The organism is Meridianimarinicoccus sp. MJW13 (genome assembly GCF_014901205.1).
Lineage (GTDB): Bacteria > Pseudomonadota > Alphaproteobacteria > Rhodobacterales > Rhodobacteraceae > Meridianimarinicoccus.
The window spans coordinates 1-16,984 of the sequence record NZ_JACNMU010000011.1 but is presented as its reverse complement, the minus strand read 5'-3'; the positions used below and the strand labels follow the sequence as shown (position 1 = coordinate 16,984).

Below are 16,984 nucleotides of genomic sequence, written 5' to 3'. Positions count from 1 at the left end.
GCTCTGAACCGCTAGTGCCAAATGCAATGACCTTTGGGGGCGCAGAGATCATTTGGAGAATGTCGTGGCCGATAAGCTGAACATAAATTTAAGATATTGTTATGGAATTGGAAAACTTGAGGTAGAGCTGGAGTTTAAGCACAAAGGCTACGCGATCTACGCTCCGAACGGTGTTATGAAAACATCGTTTGCGAAGACAATGATGGACCTATCGGAAGGCAATTCGCCGAAGGACCTGCACTTCCCGGATCGCGAACCTACTTGTGAGATCACCCTGAATGGCGAAGCCATTAAGAAAGAGGAAATTTTCGTCGTTAAATCCTACGATGACAAATTCTCTTCAAGTCAGGTGTCCACTCTTCTTGCGAACGCCGAACTCAGAACGAAGTACGAAAGAATCCATCAGTCGATTGGCGAAGCAAAAAAGGCTTTGGACAAAGCTCTCAGGAACGCTGCGGGGTTTGGAGAAAGATCACGGGAGAACTTAGACCCGATTATCGAGGATGTGTTTGGCGGCAGCTATTATGAGGCACTTTCTGCGATTGAGGACGAGCTCGACGAACTTCATCAATCGGACCTCGGCAAAGCCGACTACAGAATCCTGTACGATCCAAAAGTTCAGCAATTCCTTGCCAGCGAAGATGTGGCGGCTGCGGTCGAGGACTTTGCGCAAAAGTATGACGAGATAACCGAACAATCGCCAATCCTTCGAAGGGATTTTCGGTATCATAATGTCGCCCAGGTTCAGCAGCAGCTCGAAGCGAACAACTTTTTTAACGCTGGACACAGCATCAGCTTGGCGGATGAAAACACGGATCAGAAGGAAGAGGTTTCCTCGGACCAATCTCTTCGCGAGCGCATCGAAGAGGAGAAGCTTCGCGTCTTGAACGATGAGGCGGTGGCGAAGAAATTCGACACATTCAATTCAAAGCTCAAAAATAAGGAGCTGCAGGCTTTCCGAGACTATATCACAGATAATAAACACCTTCTGCCTATGCTAAACGAACCGGAAGGCCTGAAACGTGACCTTTGGATGCAATATCTTCGGGCTGCACTTGATGAGTACAAAGCGCTGGTATCCGAGTATCGAACTGGTCAAAGTGCTCTCGCTGAAATCATCGCAGACGCGGACAGCAGCAGAGGTGATTGGGATGCTGTAGTGGCAGATTTCAATCGTCGCTTTCTCTACCTGCCATTTGAACTTTCCGTTGAGAACAAGGCCGATGCGATCCTCAAAGGAAGTGCTCCTTCGATTGCTTTTATCATCAAAGATGCAGGTGAAGAGAGGCGTTATGCTTCATCCGAAAAGCAAGAGCTGCTCCGAGCACTAAGCACAGGTGAAAGCCGCGCGCTGTACATACTTGATATTATGTATGAGGTATTCGTGCGATGGAAGAACCGCACCAAGACCCTCTTTGTCTTTGACGACATTTCTGACTCGTTTGACTACAAGAACAAGTTCGCGATCATCGACTTCTTGGAGGATGTAACCAAGGTCGAAGACACCAATTTCCTTGCCATCGTCCTGACTCACAACTTTGATTTCCTTCGAACAGTTTCAAGCAGAGATATCTGTCCAGCACATCAGTGTCGGCTGGCGTTTCGATCTGATGATGGGATCAAGTTTGAGCCATTCGAGCGGACGGACATCCAGAGTCCGTTTCGTAAGTGGCAGGCCAGGTTGGCGGAACCGTCCGTTCTAATTGCCTATATCCCGTTCTTACGTAATTTGATCGAGTACACGCTTGGCCCAAAAGATGCCGATGGGAATCCTAATGCTGACTACCTTCAGCTTACCAGGATGCTCCACTTCAAAGATGAAACTGAAGACCTCACCATCGAGGACTACAAGGCCGTATTCGAACGCCATTTGAGCGGGTGTACTTTCCCTGATGTTGATCTGACGCAGCCAATTATTGAGCATCTTTTCGCCACGGCCGATGAGTGTGAGAAAGTTGCCGATGGCATCAATCTTGAGCACAAGATCGCTCTGTCAATCGCGATCAGAATGCGAGCCGAGCGATACATGGTCGCGAAGATCCGTTCTGCGCAGGAAGAATTCGATGTTTCGAATAAACAGACGGGGAAGATTTTTCAAAAATTCAAAGATTTGTTCAATAATGAAGCCGAAAAAATAGGCCTTCTACGCCGCGTTAATCTGATCACGCCAGCGAATATACATCTCAATTCCTTTATGTATGAGCCAATCTTAGACATGGGCATGGCAGAATTGGTGACGTTGTACCAGAACGTAAAGTCAGATTTGAACTAGGCGTCGTCGGAATGCGTTTTGCACTTTTGAATGGTCAACGAGTTGAGGCGATGCCTGGTGCCTTGGGCAACTGCCCAGGCTGCGATGCCGCCATGCTAGCTCGATGCGGGACCAAGAAGGCCTGGCATTGGGCGCACAAAGGCCGCCGTCATTGTGATCATTGGTGGGAAAACGAAACCGAGTGGCATCGCGACTGGAAGAACCGGTTTCTTACCGACTGGCAAGAGGTGCTAGCTCGCGATGAAACTGGCGAGCTTCATATTGCGGATATCAAAACACCCTATGGCCTTGTGATCGAGTTCCAGCACTCTGCTATCAAGTCGGCTGAGGTAAGAAAGCGCACAGATTTCTACGGTCAAGTGATTTGGATTATCGATGGAACCCGCCGCCCAACTGATCTGATCCAATATGAACGGATGCTGTCAGAAAACTATCCGGAACGGTTCAACGGCGTTGATATCTACACCGTTTATTGCGAGGAAACACGGCTTCTCAAAGAATGGGGATCATTGGGCAAGATCGTCGGATTTGACTTTGGCGGCGAAAATCTATGCTTGCTGACAGCCGCACAAGGCAGAAGCCGTTATCTCTTCGACTTCCCAAAGGTGGAGTTCGCTAGGTTGATTAGTGAAGGGAGGCCGCTACCAGTGGTTCAGTTCGCAGAACCCACCCAGCGTGGCTATCGAGGGCGTAGAAGATTCTAATAAACTTCAGGTCGCAAACAGTCGTTTTTGGCGGCTATCCTGGTCTACTAAAATCAACGCTTTGGATATGAAAACCGCCCGTAGAAGATCACCAGCAGTACCTTTGCGGTTTTTGGAGGGTTGTTCTCATTAGCCCGTCATCGTCGCCCCAACCTTCCAAGCCTAGCCAGTTGCGCCAGCATTTGAGACCCGGCCCCCGGTGACCCAGTGCCGCTTGCCTGACCTGTCTGTCCCATGCCTTGCCGCACTGGCATCTGCTGCACACCAAAAAACTGCCGCGCCCTGAGGGCTGCGTATTCGGCGCCACTGGCACCGCCGATCAGATAGCGGTTGTAGGCCTGCTGGCTGCCCATGGCGGCACGGGCGAAGTTGTAACCACCACCTAGACCACCGGAGAGGGCGGGCATCATGATGTTGCCGGAGATCGCGCGGACGATGAAGGGCGTTGCGATGATGAAGCCCTTGGCCATGAGCACCATCATGAAGAAGGGGATGAGCGCGCCAATGTTGGAAGCGCCTTCCGGATCGCCGAGTTCGCCGATCAGGGCTGATGATACCCCGGTGATCGTTGCGAATACGCCGGCGACAACGATGGGGTAGAGCGCAAAGGAAACCAGTGCCGAAAGCCATCGCGCGAAGTAATCCTTGGTCACTTCGAATAGGGTCAAGAATATCATCACCGGCGCGATCCCGATCAGAAGTGCGATCATCAGGCGGGATGCCACGAGTATGAAGGCGGCCAGCCCGCCGAGGATCGAAAGTAACAGCACCCCAACAATGTCGAGCATGGCACCTGCCATCCAGTTCAGCTCTGATCCGGCGACGTTGAGATATTCCCCTAGTTCCGCGATCAGCCGGTCAAACTCTTCGGCGAAAGTTCCAGAGGGGCCGGGAGTTCCACCACCAACCGAAGCAACCAACGAGCCTGCGATGCTGTCGATGCCCGCCAGGATAGCGGTGGAAAGCGCGTTGAACTGCACCCAGTTGGTCGCGAATATCCCGATCAGTCCGATCTTGACCGCGAGCCAGAAGGCCGTGCGGCCGTCCATCGCCTTGTATTGGTAGATCATGTTCAGGAAGACGAGGATCACCACGAGCGTTGTTCCCAGGATGAGAAGCGTGCCGACCGTTGCCGCGACCGACCCGAACTGGGTTTCTGCGGCGGTGTCGAGATAGCCCTGGGAGGTTTCAACGAAATAGGTGACGACGCTCATAACGGGGTTGCCTTACCAATTGCCGGCGGCTTCGCAGATGGCTTTGGCGGCAAGGCGAACGTCGTTGGCGCGCCGGTTGTAGGAGTCGGAAGCTTCCAACATCTCCCAGCGTTCGTCACTGGCGTGGCGCTCACGAAACACCCCCTCGGCCGCGTCCCAAGAGGGGAACCGGGTCGCGCAGTCGCAGTTGCCGATCTCGACGACCCGCTCGAGATTCTGGGCGCGATAGATGTCCTGAACCAGAACCCGCTGATAGGCTTGGCGCAGGGGCATCTCCTGCATCCAGACGGGCTCGGCGGGCCGGTCCGGACAGACGTCGAAACTGCGATCGAGGGTTGGCACGAGATTGCGCTCGGCAACGGCGAAGCTAGGCGTCAGGCTTAGGGCCAGCGCGGCCAAGGCGAGGTGCTGCACCTGCCTCATGTCGTGGCTCCAGCGGGTGTGGTTTCGCGCTTCAGGAAAACGGTGTGCCCGATATTGGCGAATTCCGAAGTGCTGATCGACACCACCTCCCACCCGTCTGCGCCCTTCTCGTTCAGGCTGGCCTGCATGTCGGAGAGGCTGGTCTTACGGGTCATGGGAAAGGACAGGATATCGTATTCAAAGGTCTTCATTGGGAAGCTCCGATCTCATTGGCGCCGGGGAGGTAGAATTCGGTGATGCCGCGTCTGCCTTCGTGGCGACCGGCCTGGATGATCACGTCGATAGAGTTCTCGATGTACTGGATCATGTCGGCGTAGGTCATCGGGATCTCGGTCTTGAGCGCCGCGATTGCGAGACGCTGCACGGCGAGTCGCGGGGTCTCGGCGTGTAGCGTGGTCATAGACCCGCCATGGCCGGTATTGATCGCCTCGAGGAAAGTCATCGCTTCCTTGCCGCGCACCTCGCCCAGGATGATCCGGTCGGGGCGCATGCGCAGGGTAGCGGTGAGCAGCACATCGGCGGTCTGGAACTCCGCGTCGCGGTTGGCAATCAGCGTTACGGCATTCGGCTGGGTCGGCAGAAGCTCGGCGGCTTCCTCTATAGTGACGATCCGTTCTTCGGCAGGCACGTGGGAGAGGATCTTCCGCGCAGCGACAGTCTTTCCGGTGGAGGTGCCACCGGAGACGATCATGTTGAGCTTGTTCTCGGCGCAAAAGGCCAGCGCGTCATCGATCACGCCCGCAGCCACCACCTCGCGCAGTTCCCGGGTTTTCTCGAGACGGAGTTCTTCGAGTCTGCGCTCCTTGCCATATAGAAAATCAAGCGCGATCCCGTCGAGCGGCAGGCTCGAGAAAAAACGCAGGCTGATCGACATCGCCGAGAGCACGGCAGGTGGGGTGATGACTTGAGCCCGGATCGGTCGCCCTTTGTAGGTGATCGAGACCGAGACGATCGGGCGGTCCTTGCTCATCGTGGTGTTGGCGGAGGAGGCGATCTGGTTGCCGAGGTCCTTCACTTCCGTTGCGGTTAGCTTCTGGACCAGCTTTCGCATGAAGTGATCGCCCTGGAATTCTCCCCAGCAGCTGCCATCGGGGTTGATACAGACCTCAATGACATCGTCGCGGGCGGCGGCGTCGATCCGATCGAGCGAGGTCTGGAGATAGCTCAGCGACATGGGCTCAGAAGATCTCTAGATCGCGATCGACCATCACCGTGACGCGGGCGCCCTGGTCGACATAGATAACGGGGCCGATGGAGAGATAGTCGCCAATCACACTGTCCGTGGCATCGGCAAGATCATCACCCACGTCTTCGAGCACACCCGCTGTGGTCTCATCCTGCACATTTGCAGCGGCGGCGCTTGGCGCGGCGGAGATCAGCGAAATCAGCGCTGCCGAGCCGAAGCGTTCACCGAAACGGGTATCGACAAAGCCCGTCACGCCTGAACGGCCCAGTGCATCGCCCCCGAAGGAGCTGATCTGGATCGTCTGATTGTTGGGCAGAATGACCCGGTCCCAGGCGATGGTGACCCGACGCTGCGCGATATCGACGCCAGAGCGATAGCGCCCGATGAGACGGGACCCACGCGGGATCAGGAGACGGGAGCCATCGAAGCTGTAGACATCCTCAGAGACAACAGCCCGGGTCTGGCCGGGCAGGGAACTGTCGAGGGCCGTTTCCATGATGGCCTGGATCATTGTGCCCTGGATGATTGTGTTGGACGGGTTGGCGATGACCTCGGCTTGCGTGACCGACATGGGCAGCGCGCCGTTCAGAACGAAATCCGTCACTTCGCCAAAGGTGCGCTCGGTCAGCGCCGTCTCATTCGCGCCGGACGTGCCGCCAAAGGCGATGGTGGGGGAGGCAATGCGCCGTTCCTGAAATGCGCGTTCCTCAGCCGCGCGGCGTTCAAGTTCGGCGAGCCGCCTGGCTTCCTCCTCGCGGCGCAGGCGCTCTTCTTCCCGCGCCCGCAACTCGTCCTCAGATGGACCTAACGGCGCGGGGGCAGGGCGATTTGCTTCGAGTTGCGCAAGTTCGAGGTCCATGCGGAGTTGCTCCAGCTCGCGGTCGCGCGCCGTGAGCTCATCGCGAAACTGCTGCTGCGCGGCTTCTGATGCCGCTTGCAGCGCCGCGATCTGGGCTGTCAGCGCATCGATGGCTTCTGCAGCAGCAGTGTCTTCCTCGACCACCGGTTCGGGCGCGTTGCGCAATTCCTCGATCTGGGCCTGAAGGGCTGCGAGCTGCGCCAGAAGCTCGGCATTCGGTTCTGCCGGTTCCGGTGCGACCAGAACGACTTCGGGCTCCGGTGGGGGGAGAGTTTCGATGGCGCCAAAGCCGTCGCCCTCGTTCTGGAACACGTCCGGAGTGGCCGTGGGCAGGGCCTCCTCCACTTCGGGTTGGGACAGGAGATAGAGCAATGCACCGCCCGCGCCGATCACGAGGACGACGACCAATGCGAGCAGCGGCGAGCGTCGCGGGGCAGAGGGCGAACCTGCGCCCTTGCCTTGTTCGAGGGCAGCGAGGCGTTTCTCGAGGTCCGCGTTTCCGGTGTCGCTCATGATCCTACCCCCGTAGGTGGTGTGGCCTCAATGCAAACCACCTCGTCACCGATCCGTAGAACCCATTGCCCGTTCACCCCGGAGACCCGGATCACGCCGTCTTCGGTCGCTTGGGTGTTGACCGTCCGTTCTCGGCCATTGGCGTAACGGAAGATCGCGGGCACCGGCGCGTTCTGCGGGAATTCGAAATACGTGAACGTCCCGTCATCCCAGATGCGCGTTGGCGTGAACTCGGTCCGCGCGCTGGCGCCGTAGTTGTAGCTCGGCGCTTGGGCGGCGATGGCCCGGGTCGGGCGCGCAGCGTCGTCTGGATAGCGGAACTGCACCACGTAGAAGGTCGGGCTGCGGGTCTCTTGGACGTTGAAATAGTAGCTGCGGCGGTTGGTATAGACGGTCACATTGGTATGGACACCGCGCGCGACAGGCTTGATCGCGAAGGCCTGCCCACCCGGCACGCCGTCGATCTCAAAACCTTCCGTGTCGCCCGCGATGATCGAGCGGATGCTTTCGCCCTCGCCAAACTCGACGGTGGTGACATGGGTAAGCGAGACGTTGAGACGGTAGACCTGACCCTCCTGGTAGGTGGCCAAGCGCACGCGATTATCGTTGGGACCGCCGCGCGGGATTGCTTCGGCAAGGGCGAGGCCTGGCAATAGGGCAATCAGCAATAAGAACAGTCGAACTGGGAACAAATTCAATTCTCCAATCTGTCGGAGCGGATGGAATATTCGAGGACGGTGAAGCCGAAAGGGTTGGTCCAGACCTCATCGATGGAGCGGCGGGTCTCGGGGCGGAACTCGAAGAGGAGCGTGGCGGTGAAAAGCCCGGTCTGAACGCCGTTGATGGACGTCAGGCGCTTGCGCAGGCGGACCGTGGCGCGGTTTGTGCCGATCCGATTGATGCTGAGGATTTCCACGTCGAGCCGGGCGTTCGGGCCGTAGACTGTCGGCGGGTAACTCTCATTGGCGCTGTTCCAGATCTGGCGCAGCCCGCTCTCGGCAGCACCATCCGAGCGGCGCAAGACGCTGCGGATGCGCAAATCATTGTCGAGCTGGTTATAGACCTCGCGGTCGGTCACATAGCGAAACACCTCCGCCTCGATGATCGCCTGGTTGGTTGTGACCGACGTCGCGCCCACCGAAGCCTCGGGCAGGGCAAAGCCGGTGGCGGGATCATAGGGGACAACGACGGGGGGTGGGTCGACATCGAGGATCGCGACAGCCGCCGCGCTCAGGCATCCGAGAATGCCGAAGATGAGGCCGATCAGCCCAAGGCGCTGCCAGAGCCGTTCGCGGCGCAGGGCACCATAGACCAGCTCTTCTTCGATGATTTCCTGTTCACTCGCCACGCGACACACTCCTGAATTAGTCTGCGCGCAGGTCCGGCAGCGTGAAGTCCATGAAGCGCTGTTCCTCGGCGATGGTGGCGGCGTCGATTACACCGCCGGTGCCGTCGCCCACGGTCTGCACGGCTTCGAGCTGCCACATGGCGACGAGCGCGATCGCCAGTTCCGCCGTCACGCGCGTGTTGAGATCGATGCTTTCCTTGAGCTCGTCCATGTCATCGATCAACCCGACGAGGCGGTCGACGCGTTCCAGCGACTGGCCGGCATCCTCGTAGCTGTTCTGGGCCGCCGCCGAGACGAGCGCACCGGTTGTGGCTTGTGTTGCCACGCGGTTGGCCCCGGGATTGCCGCTCGTGGCCATCTCGGAGAGCGTGTCATCGTCAAAGCCGAGATCGGCCAGGACCCGGTCCATCTGGGTTTCGATCTCGCCCGCCCCAGAGCCGGAAAGGCCAGAGAAGTCACCCGTCTTGATCGCTTCGATGGTGGCGAGGATGTCGCCGAACTCCTGATCGAGCAGGCCGTTCAACTCATCCTCCATCTCGGTGCGGATGATTTCAGGGAGTTCTGCGAGACGGGTGAGGGCTTCATAGGTTCTTTGCAGCTCCGCGAGTTGTTCCGTGAGTGTGGCAAGCTGTTCGCGGAGCTGCGTCAGCTGCTCGTTTTGCAGGATCTCGTCCTCGATCATCTGCCGGAGCTGCTGGATGTTTTGTGCGATGTTCTGGGTATCGACGACAGGCACGCCCTGCGCCGCAGCAGGGGTGACGGTGCCGAGATGCAGGCCAATCCCGAGCGTCGCGGCCAAAGCCGTTCTCATGAGCAAATGTCCCATCAATCAATCTCCCTGATCGTGAATTCCATGAACGCACCCTCGGCCATGCGGGCGCTGGCCTGTGCCAGCTCCTCGGCGGAAAGGACGCGGGTTCGCGCCGCCTGTAGCCGGATGCGGGCGGCGACGAGGCGCACGAGTTCGGCGCGCGCATAGGTGTTGAGCGCGACGCTTTCCTGCACGTCTTCGGTCTCGGAAATCCGTTCGACGATATCCGCAATACGCAAGGCGGCCTGCCGGATCGCGGCGGGCGAGTTGTTGCCATAGAATGCCGCACCGTGTCCGGTGATCGAGAGGTTCGCATTGGCGAGAAGCGCCGGATCGATCGTGCCGAACGCTTCGATCCCGCCGATGCGGCTGAGATAGAGATTGTAGCGTTCGGGGATGACCTGAACGTAGTGCTGGGTTTCTGCAAAAGGCGGCACCCCACCATATTCGAACACACGGCCCGGTCCGGCGTTGTAGGCCGCGAGGGCGTTGATGATATTGCCGTCGAAGGTGTTGAGCTGGGCCGCCAGGTACCGCGCGCCGCCATGCACCTGAAGGTAGGGGCTGTCATAGTATTCCGGGTTGATGCCGAGATCGCTGGCCGTGCCGGGCATGATCTGGGTAAGGCCAAAGGCCCCGACCGGTGAGCGTGCGCCAATCGTGAAGCGGCTTTCCTGCCAGATAAGCGCTTGGAGGAGTGCGCGCCATTGAACCGGGGAGAGACCGGCGCGCCCTACGCCCGCAAACTCACTGGTTTCTTGTGCGACGCGGATGATGAGCTGCTCGATACTCTCTGAGGCGTCCCCGAACATCTGTGCGCCGCCGGGGTTGGGATCGATTTCGGCATTGCCATAGACCGCCTCGCCGGACCGCGCCGGATTGCCGCTGCCACTTTCCAGCCGGGAGACCATGGCCGGCAGGCCCTGACCACCAAAGCTGGTCTGGGCATCGAGGATGCGTTGCAGGGTTTCCAGCTGCTCCCGTTCGATCTCGGCAATGAGTTCGCGCACGGCAAGCTTGTCCGCCTGAACGGCCAAGTCAGCCTCGCGATCGCCTGTCTCGACGATGTCACGCGCGGTCAGCCCGCTGTCGTTGGTTGGCACACCTTGGGAAGATGCGAGACCGGGCAGCAGGCAAAGGGCCAAGATATGGGGCAGGCTAGACTTCAATGTCGCGCTCCGGTGCGCCGATCGGCGTGAAGCTGCAATCAGGCGCGATGGGGGCCGTCGAAGCGAGGAAGGTGAAGCAATTGGCCTGCGGTTCCTGATACTGGGCGCAGGAGGCCAAAGCGCCAAGCGCGGCGAGAAACAACAATTTGGCGTTTCGAGATTTTCTTGAATCGTTTGTTCGCTGCCTCTCGCTTCGCTCGAACGCGAAAAACGATGCAGGTTTCTTGGGTGTATTCTCAAAACGCCATATGCGTGTCATGAAAGTCTCCAGAAGTCCGGGCGGTCGCGGTAATCGGCGCCGACGAGCGCCTCGCCCTTCTCCATGCCGCCGAGAATGGTGAGATTGGGCCCGAGGGCGCTCAGATCTGCATCGACCACGATGGAGCCCTGGTCGTCACGGATGAGGGCGAGGCGGCTGTCGCTGCCGGTGTTGAGAAGCACGTCGAGTTCCTTCTCATAGAGATTGAGCATCGCGTAGTCGGCGGCATGGGCGCGGATGTTCGGGAGCAGGATTTGCGTTGGTACCGCCTCGACAATGGTCTTGCCGGTTCGGGTGCGTTCCAATTGGCTGGCGTATTGAGTCATCATCACCGCAACGGTGTTTTGCTTGCGTGCGGTCACCAGCCAGTTCGACAGCCGCTCGGCGAAATAGGCGTTGTCGAGAGCTTTCCAGGCCTCGTCGATCACGATGATCGTGGGGCGGCGGTCCTCGATCTCGCGCTCGACCCGGCGGAAGAGATAGGAGAGGACGGCCATGCGTTCCTTTTCCGCCTCACTGTCGAGAATGCCGGTGAGATCGAAACCCACAACATCGCCTTCGAGAGAGAAGGTGTCTTCCAGCGTCTGCCCGAAGATCCAGCCGTAGCGGCCCTCTTCGGTCCATTCGAGAAGGCGCTGATGCAGATCGCCGCCATCATCGGTGGAGACAAACAGCGATGCGAAATCCCGCCAGTTGCGCAAGGCAGGGTTCGTGGCCTGCGCGTTCTGGCGCACGACTTCCTGGATGCGGTTGGTCTGTGCCGGCGTTAGGGGCTTGTCGGCGCGGTAGAGCAGGGTGGCAAGCCAATCCGACAGCCAGGCGGTGCCGCGCGCATCGGTCTCGGTCCAAAGAGGATTGAGGCCGGTGGGTTGCCCAGCTTTCAAAGACGCGTAGCGCCCGCCATTGGCGCGGACCGCCATCTCCATACCGAGACGGTAGTCGAAGACGAAGATCCGCGCCCCTGCTCGACGGGCTTGCGTCATGAGGAATGCCGAGAGGACCGATTTGCCTGACCCGGGTCGTCCCATGATCAGCGTATGCCCGCTGGTGGGTTCTTTGTCCGGGCTACCTTGTTCGTGATAGGAAAACCGGTAAGCGCTCTGTTCGGGCGTGGGCAGATAGGTAATGACCTTCCCCCACGGGGTTTTCTGCGCAGGTTTCCCAAGCTGTGTCCGATGAAACGCCGCGAAATCCGCGAAGTTGCGATTGGTGATCGCACTGGCACGCACGCGCTTGGGTTGGTTGCCGGGATGCTGGCTCAGATAATGGGCTTTTGCCGCGACTCGCTCGCCGATCATCTTCACGCCCTCGGTCGCGGCGGCGTTCACGATCTCGGCGCTGAGCGTTTGCAGCTCATCGATCGTATCGCAGAAGATCGTCACGACCATGTGGTGCTCGCCGAAGCTCTGGCGCTTGGCCTCGAGATCGTCGGCGGCGATGTCGAGCGCTTCCATGAGCGACAGGGCCGCATCCTGGCTGGCTTGCATCTGGCGCTTTTGCCGCTTGATCCGACCCGCCATGAGGTTCGAATTGATCGGTGTGAAGGAATGGGTGACTATCATGTCGACCGGCAGGTTCAGCATGTCGAACATCGTGCAGGAGGTGGCCTCGGAGTATTCCCCGATGGTGAAGCTCTTTCCAAAGCGATGTCCCACGACGCCTTCGGAGAGCTCGAAGTGATCGCCCTGGAACGTCACGCGGGTATTGGCGACGTTGAAAGAAAGGAAGCCGTAGGTGCCCGCAGGATAGAGCGGCAATTCCTGGCCGGTGTTGAGGGCCCCCAGAAAGCCGATCAACCCGCCGGACTTGGCCGAAAGCACACGTGGGTTCAGCTCCGTCAGGCCAGACAGGAACACGTTCACGGCCTCGCCCAGACGACGCAGACGCCTCTCGGTGGCCTCTTTCAGCCGGTCCGGTGCGCTTCGGTTCAGGGACGGCAGGATGCTTTTCGGGGGCGGGCGATGGATGACCGTGAGGGTCAGCGTCTTGTCGCGCAGCCCGCTGGTCTCGAGTTTCGTGCGCCAGCGTCGGTCGACTTCTCCAGCGAAACTGTCCTCGCGCACGGGTTCCAGTTCCGGCACGATCGCCTTCGAGACCTTATGGACGTAGTAGCTGAACTCCGGTCCCAGTTGCGCGATGATCCGGGCAAAGAGCGCGGTCACCTTGTCGAGATAGGCATCATCCGTCGTGTAGCTGTTGACCCCGTCCAGCCGGATGCACTGGAAAAGTTCGTTGACCCGTGTCCGCACGGTGCGGTCATCGACCAGGCTGACGTAAGGAAGCATATGCGCGAGGCGGGTCTCGCGCGCATACCACTCCGGTGTCATCGTGCGGGGATCGAGCGCAGCATCACGGGGCATAGCTGTCCCCGCCGTGAATGCTGCGGTTCCGCGTGGGCGGGGTTTCCTGCAGCGCCGTCATCATCACGTCGATGAAGCGCGGATCCCAGTCTGCGGCCTTCCAAAGCACCGGGTAGAGCAGGGCCGCGACAGCCAGCACCGCGATATGCTGGACCCAGACGAACAAGAGCACCGAACCGAAGAGCCAGACCATCGCGTACATGATGGGCAGGCCCAGGAGCTTGGGCGGGCGCACGAGGCCGAGAAAGAGGGGCGAGCGCTCAGCCACCGGCAAAGACCGCGGCAACGATCGTGGGGGCTGCCGCAACACCGGCGATGCCGACAAGCACCCAGAGTGCTTGTCGCAGGTCGATGATATTGAAGAACCAGCTGAGAAAGACCCCGAGAACGGCAAGCGTCGCGATGACGACTCCAAGCGGGCCGGTCAGCGCATCGACGATGCCCTGTAACAGGCTCTGGATCGGGGAGAGATCAATGCTCTGGGCGAGGGCGGGTTCGGCAATCAGCAGGAATAGCGCCAGCGAGGCGACAAAGAGGTTTGAAATCTGTTTCATGAATTTGATCCTTCCAATCGGGCCACGACAGCCATGACGCGGGCCACGTGGTTCTGGGTTTCTCGGTAGGGGGGAATGCCGCCGTACTGGCGGACCGCATCGGGTCCGGCGTTGTAGGCTGCAAGGGCAAGGCGTGGATCGCCGAACGTGTCCAACATCATCGCGAGGTAGCGGGCGGCCCCGTCGAGGTTCTGCAGCGGGTCGCGTGGGTCAACGCCGAGATCACGGGCAGTGGCGGGCATCAACTGGCCAAGGCCAATGGCACCTGCACTTGAAATCGCATCCTGCCTGTAGGCGCTCTCAACCTCGATATTGGCCCGATAGAGAGCCAGCCAATCCGTCACGGAAAGCCCCGCGCGACGCAGGCCGGGATGGCCGGCATAGCGCAAAGCCGTGGTCTGAATCCCGGAGAGGACATCTGCGTGGGGCAGGGGAATCGGGCGGGCAAGGGCCGCAACTTGGACGCCCTCTTGCTCGGCCTCTAACTCGCCGAAGATAGCGATCCCATCGTAGGCCGAACCCTGACCAATGCCGTCATTGTAGTTCCGGGCAAAACTGTTCTGAGACCGGGATGGGGTCAGAGAGCCGTCGCTCTCCATGACCAGGACCATTTGCGCTGAGGCTGGCGCGGCGACCAGCCAGAGACAGACAAGGCTAGGTGTCAGCGCCCTTGTCTGATGAGGCTTTTTCTGACGGCGCAAGTTTGTGCGTACGGCTTGTCCCCGCCTCAAGCGGCAGGTCGACATGCGCAAAACCAAGACCAATGAAGAATGACACCACGCCGGAGATCGTCTTGAACTCGCGGATCTTGATGTCGTTATAGGTCGTCCGTGTACGGGCGGTGACGAGGAGCTTTTCCACCCCATCATCAGAGACAACGCGCATGATCCAGACCCCGTAATAACTGGGGCCTTTCTTGTGTGCCGATTCCTGACACAGGATTTCTGCGCTATAGCCGCTTTCCACGAGTTCGCGGAAACGTGCTTCCGTAACCACATTTGGTGCTTCGATGTCCCAGTTCATGGCCCGGCTCACGCTTTCTCCAATGGCGCGACCCTAGGCATTCCCACTTGAAGCCCAGAGTTACGATAGTATATTATCAACCGCAAGATGTAATATCATGCTTTGGCTGTAGTTTGGTCACGCAAACACTAGTCTCGGCCAGTGCCCGCGATCAAGGAGATAACAGGTTTGAGAAACCCGAGGTTGATATGCCTGCTCCCTTTGCAAGCTCTGGCCCTTCTGATCTGCGTTCCCGGGCCGGTTTTGGCGGAATCCTGCTTCGCTCCACCTCGTCCCTTCCTGCCAAGCGATTCGCAGGCCGCGCGGGACTATGCGGCTATCATTCGCAGCGACTTCGAAAATTACATCCAGGATATCCAGAGCTATTTCCGTTGCCTCGACAGTGAACGTGCTCGCGCGTTCGAAGAAGCGCGGGAAGTCAGCGAGGACTATGGCCGATTTCTGCAATTGGTAGGGGATTGATGGGCAGCCTCGGGAACATCAGACTAGCAGCCCGTGGAAACCAGACGCCGATAACACCTTCAAATATCTACTTTTTAGATAACAGATTTCATCCGCTAGCGACGTCACAAAAGGTATGTGACGCGTGGCGAAAACAATCAGAAGCAAAGGACAGGAGGCTCTGTGCCAGGCGTTGGTCGACGCCCGGATTAAGTCTGGCCTCAGCCAGAAGGAATTGGCGATCAAACTCAGACATCACCAGTCATTCGTGGCGCGTGTCGAAAGCGGAGAGCGTCGGATTGACGTTGTTGAGCTCATCGCATTGTCCCGTGCCGTTGGATTTGACCCTTTCGAGATATTGGCGATCGTCGAAGCCGCCACGGAGACCGACCACAGAATTTAGAAGCAAAGAAATTTTGGGGCGTGCCGCATTGGACGTCCCCATGTGAAGTGAGCTCCTTCAAGGAAGAGTAGTCAGCAAACATCCACCAATTGCGTCATGCTGTGCAGGCTAGGCCTGGAAACATGATGCCGCGGTTGCAGCGCCAGAGTGCAGAAAGTCAGTAAACAGTGGACGATGATAAAGCTGAAGGCGTCGCGATCGCCAATCTGATTGGGACCAATGGGTGCAGCATCGTTGGTTGGGTTTATCGCTGGAGTACGAGTGAGCTTGCGGTGATGTGGGACGTCTGCGGGCCCCAGCCGGTATCGGAAATCCGGCCGGATCTCACTGCGGAACAGAAGCAGGAAATCGATTTCGATGGTTTGAAACGGATCGGAAGCGGCGAAGGCGGATAGGCTCCTCAGCTAGGCGCCAGTTCATATGTGATGGATAGCGTCCGCCGGCATACCGGACATTGGGGTCGCACGCGGCGAATGCGGACTCTGAGCCCAAACCACCGAATGCTGCAGTTAAGACGAACCGGTAAAATGACGACTATCCGGACCTTCACTAAAAATACGACTTCGCCTGCGGGAAAGGTCGAGGAACTAGCCGTTAGGAAAACATTTGGGATATTCATGCGCGGTCAGATTAGGGGACTAAGCGGCTTTTTCAAAAAGACCCCGGATTTCGATCAAGTCACTACGGTTTGATTGGTTTTATCGGTGAATTGGGGCTAGCACTCACGAACCGGGCAACAATATCCGCGCCCGCCGAAATTGCATTGCTTTGACCTTCTGCCATTGTGGTTTCCAATGGCGGCAACCTATCGCGACGGAGCTTTGCATTCGAATAGGTCAGGAAAACGGTGCTATCTGCAAATAGGTCAATGTTTGTGTCGTGTCTGTCAACGAGGCTAAATAGAAAGTCTGATCCCTTCTCAAGCACATCGTATAAAAACTTCATTGCCATTTGTTCACCAGAGTTAAGCATGTCGTAGGAGACTGCGATGGCTTGTATGGGGTTTTGAGTTCTTGCTCGAACTGCGATGACAGATAGAGGTAAAAGCACCCAGGGTTTTGATGTTGAAACACCCAGCCTGTGTCTTAAAAATAACCGCTGTATACCATTCACAGGTAAGGTTCCTGAAAGGTCATTCAGACCTTCATTGTACGCGTCTACCACCGAAGATGTCATCTGTTTGCCTGTATACGCCTGTCTTTATTACTAACGTGGTCTGAACTATGCCCCGCATCCAATATCACTGCATTTCTATGAAATTACGAGCATTTTAAGATAGTTGCCTAAAACTCGCATCTGACTCTCGCCTTATTCTAACCCACCATCTAGGGTCTGGACTCATTGAGTTTCAAAGCCAGTAGATGACGATGGCCGCGAGGGCGATTGCCGAGAGGAAGACTCTGGGGCAGCGGTCATAGCGGGTTGCGACCCGCCGCCAGTCTTTC

The 16,984-nt window shown here is 58.2% G+C and carries 21 protein-coding genes and 1 pseudogene; 5 read left to right on the top strand and 17 right to left on the bottom strand.

The genetic code is table 11. The annotated features are described in order from the left end of the window. The first annotated feature begins 64 nt into the window (after nucleotides 1–64). Both H8B03_RS17760 and H8B03_RS17755 read left to right on the top strand, forming a co-directional pair. Nucleotides 65–2,272: a hypothetical protein gene (locus H8B03_RS17760; protein WP_193143245.1), complete on the top strand. Its 2,208-nt coding sequence runs from the start codon at nucleotides 65–67 to the stop codon at nucleotides 2,270–2,272. A gap of 11 nt (nucleotides 2,273–2,283) precedes the next feature. Next, nucleotides 2,284–2,976, top strand: a complete 693-nt coding sequence (locus tag H8B03_RS17755; protein ID WP_193143244.1) for a competence protein CoiA — start codon at nucleotides 2,284–2,286, stop codon at nucleotides 2,974–2,976. A gap of 137 nt (nucleotides 2,977–3,113) precedes the next feature. On the opposite strand, the gene H8B03_RS17750 is transcribed toward H8B03_RS17755, so the two are convergent. From H8B03_RS17750 to H8B03_RS17680, 15 genes are read right to left on the bottom strand one after another with little or no spacing between them, the layout of a single operon-like run. Continuing rightward, nucleotides 3,114–4,190: a type IV secretion system protein gene (locus tag H8B03_RS17750; protein WP_193143243.1), complete on the bottom strand. Its 1,077-nt coding sequence runs from the start codon at nucleotides 4,188–4,190 to the stop codon at nucleotides 3,114–3,116. Between the two features lie 12 nt (nucleotides 4,191–4,202). Beyond that, on the bottom strand, nucleotides 4,203–4,613 hold the full coding sequence (locus H8B03_RS17745; RefSeq protein ID WP_193143242.1) for a hypothetical protein: 411 nt from the start codon (nucleotides 4,611–4,613) through the stop codon (nucleotides 4,203–4,205). Further along, nucleotides 4,610–4,804: a DUF4177 domain-containing protein gene (locus H8B03_RS17740; protein WP_193143241.1), complete on the bottom strand. Its 195-nt coding sequence runs from the start codon at nucleotides 4,802–4,804 to the stop codon at nucleotides 4,610–4,612. The genes H8B03_RS17745 and H8B03_RS17740 overlap by 4 nt, the downstream gene beginning before the upstream one ends. Beyond that, the gene (locus H8B03_RS17735) at nucleotides 4,801–5,787 is read right to left on the bottom strand and encodes an ATPase, T2SS/T4P/T4SS family (protein ID WP_193143240.1); all 987 of its coding nucleotides are present in this window, start codon (nucleotides 5,785–5,787) and stop codon (nucleotides 4,801–4,803) included. The genes H8B03_RS17740 and H8B03_RS17735 overlap by 4 nt, the downstream gene beginning before the upstream one ends. A 4-nt stretch (nucleotides 5,788–5,791) precedes the next feature. Next, nucleotides 5,792–7,171: a TrbI/VirB10 family protein gene (locus tag H8B03_RS17730; protein WP_193143239.1), complete on the bottom strand. Its 1,380-nt coding sequence runs from the start codon at nucleotides 7,169–7,171 to the stop codon at nucleotides 5,792–5,794. After that, entirely contained in the window at nucleotides 7,168–7,863 is a 696-nt protein-coding gene (locus H8B03_RS17725) for a TrbG/VirB9 family P-type conjugative transfer protein (protein ID WP_193143238.1), read from the bottom strand. Before H8B03_RS17725 ends, H8B03_RS17730 begins: the two co-directional genes overlap by 4 nt. A 2-nt stretch (nucleotides 7,864–7,865) precedes the next feature. After that, nucleotides 7,866–8,519: a virB8 family protein gene (locus tag H8B03_RS17720; RefSeq protein ID WP_193143237.1), complete on the bottom strand. Its 654-nt coding sequence runs from the start codon at nucleotides 8,517–8,519 to the stop codon at nucleotides 7,866–7,868. A 16-nt stretch (nucleotides 8,520–8,535) separates the two neighbouring features. After that, nucleotides 8,536–9,345, bottom strand: a complete 810-nt coding sequence (locus tag H8B03_RS17715; RefSeq protein ID WP_193143236.1) for a type IV secretion system protein — start codon at nucleotides 9,343–9,345, stop codon at nucleotides 8,536–8,538. After that, a complete protein-coding gene (locus H8B03_RS17710) occupies nucleotides 9,345–10,499 on the bottom strand; it encodes a lytic transglycosylase domain-containing protein (protein ID WP_193143235.1) in 1,155 nt (384 codons plus the stop codon). The genes H8B03_RS17715 and H8B03_RS17710 overlap by 1 nt, the downstream gene beginning before the upstream one ends. Continuing rightward, on the bottom strand, nucleotides 10,489–10,758 hold the full coding sequence (locus H8B03_RS17705; RefSeq protein WP_193143287.1) for a hypothetical protein: 270 nt from the start codon (nucleotides 10,756–10,758) through the stop codon (nucleotides 10,489–10,491). The genes H8B03_RS17710 and H8B03_RS17705 overlap by 11 nt, the downstream gene beginning before the upstream one ends. Beyond that, on the bottom strand, nucleotides 10,755–13,118 hold the full coding sequence (locus tag H8B03_RS17700) for a type IV secretion system DNA-binding domain-containing protein (RefSeq protein WP_193143234.1): 2,364 nt from the start codon (nucleotides 13,116–13,118) through the stop codon (nucleotides 10,755–10,757). The genes H8B03_RS17705 and H8B03_RS17700 overlap by 4 nt, the downstream gene beginning before the upstream one ends. Next, nucleotides 13,108–13,386 (bottom strand): type IV secretion system protein VirB3, encoded by a 279-nt coding sequence (locus tag H8B03_RS17695; protein WP_009808059.1) that lies wholly within the window; start codon nucleotides 13,384–13,386, stop codon nucleotides 13,108–13,110. Before H8B03_RS17695 ends, H8B03_RS17700 begins: the two co-directional genes overlap by 11 nt. Continuing rightward, nucleotides 13,379–13,672 carry a TrbC/VirB2 family protein gene (locus H8B03_RS17690; protein ID WP_009503803.1) on the bottom strand — a complete coding sequence of 98 codons (294 nt, stop codon included), beginning with the start codon at nucleotides 13,670–13,672 and terminating at the stop codon, nucleotides 13,379–13,381. Before H8B03_RS17690 ends, H8B03_RS17695 begins: the two co-directional genes overlap by 8 nt. Continuing rightward, nucleotides 13,669–14,283, bottom strand: a complete 615-nt coding sequence (locus H8B03_RS17685; protein ID WP_193143233.1) for a lytic transglycosylase domain-containing protein — start codon at nucleotides 14,281–14,283, stop codon at nucleotides 13,669–13,671. The genes H8B03_RS17690 and H8B03_RS17685 overlap by 4 nt, the downstream gene beginning before the upstream one ends. A 43-nt stretch (nucleotides 14,284–14,326) precedes the next feature. Beyond that, a complete protein-coding gene (locus H8B03_RS17680) occupies nucleotides 14,327–14,695 on the bottom strand; it encodes a hypothetical protein (protein WP_193143232.1) in 369 nt (122 codons plus the stop codon). 210 nt (nucleotides 14,696–14,905) lie between these two features. Between H8B03_RS17680 and H8B03_RS19035 the strand changes: the two genes are divergently transcribed. From H8B03_RS19035 to H8B03_RS17670, 3 genes are all read left to right on the top strand, one after another. Continuing rightward, nucleotides 14,906–15,157, top strand: a complete 252-nt coding sequence (locus tag H8B03_RS19035) for a hypothetical protein (protein WP_133358606.1) — start codon at nucleotides 14,906–14,908, stop codon at nucleotides 15,155–15,157. A gap of 124 nt (nucleotides 15,158–15,281) precedes the next feature. After that, nucleotides 15,282–15,539, top strand: coding sequence for a multiprotein-bridging factor 1 family protein (locus H8B03_RS17675; RefSeq protein WP_193143231.1), 258 nt, complete (start codon nucleotides 15,282–15,284; stop codon nucleotides 15,537–15,539). 167 nt (nucleotides 15,540–15,706) lie between these two features. Then, nucleotides 15,707–15,934 (top strand): hypothetical protein, encoded by a 228-nt coding sequence (locus tag H8B03_RS17670; protein WP_193143230.1) that lies wholly within the window; start codon nucleotides 15,707–15,709, stop codon nucleotides 15,932–15,934. 286 nt (nucleotides 15,935–16,220) lie between these two features. On the opposite strand, the gene H8B03_RS17665 is transcribed toward H8B03_RS17670, so the two are convergent. Both H8B03_RS17665 and H8B03_RS17660 read right to left on the bottom strand, forming a co-directional pair. Next, nucleotides 16,221–16,715, bottom strand: a complete 495-nt coding sequence (locus H8B03_RS17665) for a hypothetical protein (RefSeq protein WP_193143229.1) — start codon at nucleotides 16,713–16,715, stop codon at nucleotides 16,221–16,223. Nucleotides 16,716–16,887: 172 nt separating this feature from the next. After that, nucleotides 16,888–16,984 (bottom strand): annotated as a pseudogene (locus H8B03_RS17660) (IS5/IS1182 family transposase); the annotation flags it as partial.